The organism is Gemmatimonadota bacterium, from assembly GCA_016209965.1.
GTDB lineage: Bacteria > Gemmatimonadota > Gemmatimonadetes > Longimicrobiales > RSA9 > JACQVE01.
The window spans coordinates 1-7,155 of the sequence record JACQVE010000304.1; the positions used below are offsets into that span (position 1 = coordinate 1).

The following is a 7,155-nucleotide window of genomic DNA, read 5'->3' on the forward strand; positions in this document are numbered from 1 at the left end:
CTGCTCCTCTGTCATACCCCTACCCTCCTTTAGTGGTCGAATCCGCAAATACGGCCGCATTCGGCCGTACTCACGAACTCGACCAATTAGTCCCGCGAGTCCTGCCGCTCGATGCGCGCACCCAAAGCTCGCAGCCGCTCGTCGATCCGCTCGTAGCCGCGCTCGATCTGACCCGCGTTGTAGATGTGAGTCTCGCCTTCCGCGCCCAGCGCCGCGATCAGCAGCGCCATCCCTGCGCGGATGTCCGGCGTCTCCACGACCGCGGCGTGGAGTCGCGACGGACCGACCACCACGGCGCGGTGCGGGTCGCACAACACAATGCGTGCGCCCATGCTGATCAGCTTGTCGGCAAAGAACATTCGGGACTCGAACATCTTCTCGTGGATCAGTACCGTGCCCCGGCACTGCGTGGCCAGCACCAGGGCAATGGAGGTAAGGTCCGCCGGGAACGCGGGCCACGGGCCGTCATCGATCTTCGGGATGTAGCCGCCCATGTCCAGCCGGACGGCGCGCTCCTGTTCCGCGGGCACGAACAGGTCGGAGCCACGGATCTCGCAGCGCACGCCCAGTCGCTCGAAGGCGAGCAGTGTCGAATCGAGGTGCTCGAGGGCCGCATCCTGGATCGTGACCTCTCCCCCCGTGACAGCGGCCAGCCCGATGAAGGATCCCACCTCGATATGGTCGCTGCTCAGGCGGAACTCGCCGCCGCCCAGCCGCTCGACGCCCTGGATCTCGAGGATGTGCGTGCCCACCCCGGCAATGCCCGCGCCCAAAGCGTTCAGCATGCGGCACAGGTCCTGGACGTGCGGCTCCGCCGCCGCGTTGCGGATGCGTGTCCCGCCCCGGGCCAGCACGGCGGCCATGATCGCGTTCTCCGTGGCCGTCACGCTGGGCTCGTCCAGGAAAATCTCGGCACCCTCGAGACCTCTGGTCTCGAGGCGGTAGCCCTCGCCGCTCTCGACCACGGCGCCCAGTCGGGACAGCGCCAGGAAGTGGGTGTCGAGTCGACGCCGGCCGATCACGTCGCCGCCGGGCGGCGGCAGGAGCATCCGTCCCACGCGCGCCAGCATGGGCCCCGCCAGCAGGATCGAGGCGCGGATGCGCGCGGCCAGCTCGGGCTCGAGCTCGGAGGCGCGCACCGCCCGCGCGTGCACCCGCACCGTGTTGCGCCCCAGCCACTCGCTTTCTACGCCCAGCCGGTTCAACAGCTCGAGCAGGGTGCGCACGTCCCGGATGTCCGGAACGTTATGCAGCACCACGGGCTCTTCCGTCAGGAGGGTGGCCGTCAGGAGAGGGAGCGCGGCGTTCTTGTTGCCCGCGGGTCGGATGCGGCCGCTCAGCGGATGGCCGCCTTCTACTATGAACTTGGGCATTTCAGGCGCAAGATACCCGCGGCCGGAAGATCCAGTCAATCGAAGCGCGGGCCGGCGGGCCGGCCGACAGCACATCAATGCGCACATGCAGCGGCTCGCCCTCCATCTCGAGCACATTGGCCATGGTCCGGTCGCCATGGCGCTGGAACTGCAGCGACGCGCGACTCTGGCCGACGCGCATGCCGCGCAGCTCCAGGAAGCGGAAGCGACGCGGCAAGTACGGCTGGATCAGGTGCAGCTTGCGGCCGTTGGCGTCCGGCTCGAGGCCCAGCACACTCTGGATCATCAGGAACAGGGCGCCCGCCGCCCACGCTTGCGGCGCGCAGGAGACCGGGTAGGCCACGGGCGCGTCCGTCTCGCCGCGCCACATCCCGCAGAACAGCTCGGGCAGCCGGTGGCAGCGCAAGTGGAACGCAGCCCGCGCGGCGAGCGACGCGCATACTCGACCAAGCCGTCGCCGTCCATGTCGCCGTGCTGGTCGATCCAGTCCAGCGCCCGCTCCGCCGCGGGGAGCAGCTCCCGGACCAGCGCGACGTCCAGCGCAGGGTTTCCCCCAGCAGCACCAGGAAGAGTGGGGTAGAGTCCACACTGCCATAGTACGGGACATGGGGGACTTCCATGCAGGCGGCCATTTCGCCGCGCCGCAGCTCGTGCAGGATCTTCCCCGGCTCTTCCTCCGTCCACTCGTCCTGGTTGCGACCCTGATGCGCCGCCAGGAAGCGCAGCGTCTGCCCGGCAATAGCCGGATCCACGACCAGCGTCTGCAGGCTGGTGATGACGGAGTCTCGCCCGAACACCGTGGTGAACCACGGGATGCCCGCCGTGATGATCGGCCGCCCGGCCACCTCGACCAGCAGGGCGCACAGATCCGTGAGCGACTGCCGCACAGCGGCGTTGAAGAACTCGTCGTCGGTCCGGATCCGCGTGCTGCCGTCCCACCACGCCTCGTAGGCGCGGTTCAGCTCGCGAAACCGCGCGCGAGGAGCCCCTCAACCAGCTCGTGCACCACGAGCTCCGTCCCGCCGTAATCGCGCGGCGGCACGGCGACGAAGGGCGTGGATACCATCGCGATCTTCATGGGTCGGCCTGGTTAAGCGGTCGAATTCGCAAGTACCGGCCCGCCCTCGGTGCGTGACCGTACCTACGAACTCGACCACCAAGGCGCTCGGGCTACCGGCCACGACGGGCGGGATCGCCGGCAGCGGCGTGGCTGCGCAAGAGGTGTTCCAGCCGCCGCGTCGCCACCCCTCGCGGGTCCTGCTTGACACCCCGAAAGTGCGCGGCCTACAATGCACTACCGGATCCCACCGGCCAGCCGTTCACCCCGTCAGTCAGCGGAGTATGCCGCCGCGTCGCGGTCCGCCACGCGGCCAAGCACCGCGCCACGTGGAAACAGGGGATGAGCGCCTCGCCGCTGCGCGCCGGCCCACGCCCACTTGCGCGATGACGAGCCGCACCTCACCCTTCGCGAGCTGGAGCGGCTGCTCGACCACGAGCGACGGGGGAGCGGCATTCGCCCTTTCGGCGCTGCCGCCCGCGTTGCGCGACGCGGTGATCGCCGCCTTCGAAGCTGGCCGCTTTGCCCGCCGGCGACTGGGGCTCGTGCCCAAGCCGGGGGCCCGGACGCTGGGAGTCGATCTGTTTGCCTGACCGGCGCCCGCTCTCCGTCCCCTGAGCAGCCGGGCTCCGGATCCGCATCGGCCGCATGGCGCGTGCGCGCGCTCCACGCAACGCCGTTCGCCCGGGAGACGGCGGGGACAGCAGGATTCCTTCGAGGAGGAAGCACCGTGACCTGGACCGTGCCGCTCGCCTTCCTGCAGGCCGCGCCTGCGGCGCAATCAGCCGCAACCCTCACTTGGCCCGAAGTCCTGACCGCATTGGCCGCCGCGACCGTCGCGCTCGTCGCCCTCGGCTTCGCGGTCGCCGGGCTGCTGGCCTTCCGCTCGCTGGCCCGCCTGATGCGCTCGCTGAACGAAACCGTCAAGCGGCTGGGCCCGCGCGCCGAGCCCTTGCTCGAGAACGCCAGCCGCGTGGCCAGCGACGCCAGCCGGATCAGCGACTCGGTCCGCCACGAGGTGGTCGAGCTGCTCAAGACCGTCGAGGACATCAACCAGCAGTTGCGTGCCGCGGCCGAGGGCGCGCAGGAGCGCGTGCAGCATTTTGCCGCGGTGCTGGACGTCGTGCAGGAAGAGGCCGAGGACCTGTTCCTGGATGCCGCCGCCGCCGCGCGCGGCCTGCACGCCTCCACCCGGTCGTTGCGCCGGCTGCGCCGCCGCCGGCATTAGTGGTCTGCCGCGATTCGCAGTACGTTTCGCTCCAGCAGGAGGAGCCGATGGCTCGCCGTGACACAATCGATTTCGTTAGCGCATTCGCCGTAGGCGCCATTCTCGGAGTCGCTGCCGCCCTGCTGCTCCGCCCGGAGCCGCCGTCGCGCACCCAGCGCATCCTGAAGCAGCTCGGTCCCTACGGCAAGCAGGTCCGGAGCGGCGCCCGCCAGGCACGCCGCGGGCTCGAGGAGCGCGCCAGCGCCGCCGGCGATCTGGGCGCCGAGCTGAACACGGCTGCTCGCGAGCTGCTGCGCGGATTCCGCAGCGAGGTCGCAGATATTCTGTCTGCCGCCCGGGACGACCTGGCGCGCACCTTGAACCAGCAGGTCGAGGAGGCTCAGACGTCGCTCCGCCGCACGGCCAGAAAGCTCCGCCGCTCCTGAGTCGGGCACCGGCCGTGCCGGCATTCGCCGCCCTCCCGCTGGCGCTCGCCCTGCTGCTCCTGCTGCCCGAAAGCGCCTGGGCCTTCGGGCCGGCTACCCACGCCTTCCTGGGCGAGCGCCTGCTCGGCTCGCTCTTCCTGCTGCCCGAAGCCCTGGCCAGCCTCATCCGCGTCCACCCCCAGAGCTTCCTCTATGGCTCCCTGGCCGCGGACATTTCCTTTGCCAAGAAGTACGTGCCCGCCGGCCGCCACTGCCACTTCTGGCACGTGGGCGAGGAGATCTACAATGAAGCGGAGAACGACCGGCTGCGCGCCGTCGGGCTGGGCTACCTCAGTCACCTCGCGGCCGACACCATTGCCCACAACTTCTACCTGCCGCGCCAGCTTCTCATGACCAGCTCGACCAAGGCGCTGGGCCACTCCTACTGGGAGCACCGCATGGACACCCACCTGGGCGAGCAGTACGCCGGCCTCGCCCGGGACGTGGTCATGGAGTACGACCACACCGAGGCCGACGCGCTCTTCGATCGCGTGCTGAGCGGCACCATCTTCTCCTTCGAGACCAACCGCCGGATCTTCCGCGGCATGATCCGCTTCCAGGACAACGAGCGCTGGCAGGCCGTCTTCGACCGCGTGGTGCAGAAATCGCGCTGGGACCTGCCGGCCGGGGACGTCGAGGCCTACGTCTCCCGCGCCTTCGACTACCTCATCGACTACCTGCTGCGCCGCCGCAACTCCGCCGCCGCCGCGCTCGACCCCACCGGCGAGTTCAACCTGCGCCTGGCCAAGCGCGTGCGCCGCATGGCCCTGCGCGAGGGCGCCTGGCGCAACCGCAAGCTGCTCCGCCTCATGGCCGACGACTTCTTCCCCCTGCCGCCCGAGGAGTTGGGCTACTGGAAGGAGAGCGTCAAAAGCTGAATGCGGGCTGTCCCGTTCTTCAGCTGACACGTGGCGCCTGGCCCCAGCGGGCGCGGCCACGCGGCCGGCTTCCCGGCCGAAGACGGAGAAGGCCAGCGTGATCGCGAAGAGTGCCGTCTGCAGCAGCCAGAAGTTCAGCAGCAGTCTGGCGAGCCGAGCCGTAGCGAACGGCTCCAGGCCCAGCACGCGCTGGCCGATGGCGGTGGCCAGCACGCCAACCAGAGCCACGCCCCCGATCGCGGCCAGGGCAAACAGCACCTGCACCCACAGGTAGCGCATACGCGAAAGCGGCTGCGCCAGCACCAGCTCGATGGCGCCGTTCTCGATCTCCCCGGCGACGGCGCGCGCCGCGAGCACGATCGCCACAGCCGCGCCCAGCGCCAGCGCCACAGGGTGGTTCCAGCCGAAGGCCAGCACACCGGCCGCGCCCGCGCCACCCAGCACGGTCTGCTCACGGCCCGGTCGAAAACGGGCATAGAAGTCGAGGATCTGCCCGGCTGTCATGTCGCCGTAGAGCCGCAGGTCGCCCGGGAGGAAGCCCACATCTTCGCGGCTGGCTGCCCGCTCCGGCGGCATGGCGAAGAGCCGCACCTGGCCCCGCGGTCGGGTGCACCAGCCCGAGCACGATGCGCAGCGTCGTCGTCTTGCCCGCGCCGTTAGGACCCAGGTAGCCGAAGACCTCACCCGGCTCCAGCACGAAGCTTACGCCGCGCAGCGCCTCGATCTGCCCGAAGCGCTTCACCAGCCCAGCCGCCTCGAGCGGTGGCGCCTGCCCCTGATTCACCAGCGGCCTTTCTCAGTGCGCGCGAATTGGAGGGAAGAAAACTGCGGGGGGGCGGAGCAAGTGGCGTGGCGGTTCAGCGCTTCCCTGACCCGCGTCGGCGCGACCAGTGCGCCGCTGGGCGGAAATCAGGCTCGGCTCACCCGCCGCCAGCGGCCGGCTGGCTGCCTTGATCCTGTAGGGTTGCGGGGTGTGGGCCCACCTACGCCGTGCAGCCGGCTACCTATCGCCGCTGGGATAAGGGTACCGCTCCAGCCAGTCATAGCCGTATTGGTCCCGCCACGCCAGGTAAATTGTAGATCGGCCGGACCCGACAAGTCGTCGGCCGGCGGGCGTGGAAGCGCGTCGCACCAAGACACCCCGTGTGTCAAAGATATCGTATTTCGGCAGGGAATCACTCGCCGCCCTATATCTGGCTACCCAGAGCTCTCCATTCTGTGAGATTCTCACGGCATCTCGGCCAAACGGTGGCTTTCGTTTCGGCCAGTGAAATTCTATGCGCAACGCTGCCGGCGGAGCATTGGCAGTCCGATCCGCGGCAATCACGGGCAGTGCTTCATGCGCTATCGATGGTCCAATTATCTTTGCGGATTGGCGCGCTCTCGTCCACCATTCTGCCCGGTAATTAGCTGCCCGCACGACACCGACGCGCCCATCTGGAGCAACAGCCCATCCGTCGTGGGGGCTAAAGGGCTGGGGGAGGAGAAACGTGTTCACCTGTCGAACCGAGCCTGTACCCTCCGAAAAAGTCGCAACGGCGTAACCGGCAATGTCGAGCATGCCGACAGTATCCACAGTCCCATCTCGGCGGTCCCAGCGGATGACGGGCAAGGAATCAGGCAGCCGCGAAGGGTCGGGAGTTTCCATCCCAATTAACGGCCCGGTGGAATACAAGCCCCCCTGCCAATCCGCACCCCGTAGTTCGTTTGCGTCGAACCATTGAGGAAGGGAAGCTGTAACGACAATCCTTCCATCACTGGTCAAGATCACGAGACGTCGCAGCTCGCTGTCGAGGATAGCCGTAGAGTCGCCGGCAAGAGAAAAGAGTCGGATCGGCCGTGAGTATTCACCTGGACCGCGGCCCACCCTGCCGACGGTGTCCAGGACACCGCGATCCGCGTGAGCAATTAGCACGGCGCGGACATCGGGATCCGCCACGACCACCCGCTTGTCACCGAGCTCACGGACCGATGCGACGAAGAGAAAGCGCTCGGGGAACGTAAACTCAGGGGTTTGCACATGGATAGTTCTGACCGCGTCTTTCTGGCCTGAACCCGAGCCGCACGCCGCCAACGTCAAGCATGCCACAACGAAAATTTCTGTGCCTAGCGGCTGGCGATCCTTCACCGACTTCCGCCGGGGTTGGCACGGCAC

Annotated in this window: 8 protein-coding genes; 5 read left to right on the forward strand and 3 right to left on the reverse strand. The window is 68.4% G+C overall.

Annotated features, from left to right (window positions below; translation table 11 throughout):
* Positions 1 to 86: 86 nt before the first annotated feature.
* On the reverse strand, positions 87 to 1,373 hold the full coding sequence (gene murA / locus HY703_11960; GenBank protein MBI4545904.1) for a UDP-N-acetylglucosamine 1-carboxyvinyltransferase: 1,287 nt from the start codon (positions 1,371 to 1,373) through the stop codon (positions 87 to 89).
* A gap of 1 nt (position 1,374) precedes the next feature.
* Positions 1,375 to 1,779 carry a hypothetical protein gene (locus HY703_11965; protein ID MBI4545905.1) on the reverse strand — a complete coding sequence of 135 codons (405 nt, stop codon included), beginning with the start codon at positions 1,777 to 1,779 and terminating at the stop codon, positions 1,375 to 1,377.
* A gap of 368 nt (positions 1,780 to 2,147) precedes the next feature.
* Between HY703_11965 and HY703_11970 the strand changes: the two genes are divergently transcribed.
* The 5 genes from HY703_11970 to HY703_11990 all read left to right on the forward strand — a co-directional run bounded on the left by HY703_11970 (position 2,148) and on the right by HY703_11990 (position 5,000).
* Positions 2,148 to 2,324 (forward strand): hypothetical protein, encoded by a 177-nt coding sequence (locus tag HY703_11970; GenBank protein MBI4545906.1) that lies wholly within the window; start codon positions 2,148 to 2,150, stop codon positions 2,322 to 2,324.
* A 492-nt stretch (positions 2,325 to 2,816) separates the two neighbouring features.
* Entirely contained in the window at positions 2,817 to 3,023 is a 207-nt protein-coding gene (locus tag HY703_11975; protein ID MBI4545907.1) for a hypothetical protein, read from the forward strand.
* Positions 3,024 to 3,172: 149 nt separating this feature from the next.
* Entirely contained in the window at positions 3,173 to 3,658 is a 486-nt protein-coding gene (locus HY703_11980; protein ID MBI4545908.1) for a hypothetical protein, read from the forward strand.
* Positions 3,659 to 3,705: 47 nt separating this feature from the next.
* Positions 3,706 to 4,083 (forward strand): hypothetical protein, encoded by a 378-nt coding sequence (locus HY703_11985; GenBank protein ID MBI4545909.1) that lies wholly within the window; start codon positions 3,706 to 3,708, stop codon positions 4,081 to 4,083.
* A gap of 14 nt (positions 4,084 to 4,097) precedes the next feature.
* Positions 4,098 to 5,000: a zinc dependent phospholipase C family protein gene (locus HY703_11990; protein MBI4545910.1), complete on the forward strand. Its 903-nt coding sequence runs from the start codon at positions 4,098 to 4,100 to the stop codon at positions 4,998 to 5,000.
* 451 nt (positions 5,001 to 5,451) lie between these two features.
* Here HY703_11990 and HY703_11995 read toward each other — a convergent pair whose 3' ends face one another.
* Positions 5,452 to 5,784, reverse strand: coding sequence for an ATP-binding cassette domain-containing protein (locus HY703_11995; GenBank protein ID MBI4545911.1), 333 nt, complete (start codon positions 5,782 to 5,784; stop codon positions 5,452 to 5,454).
* Positions 5,785 to 7,155 lie beyond the last annotated feature (1,371 nt).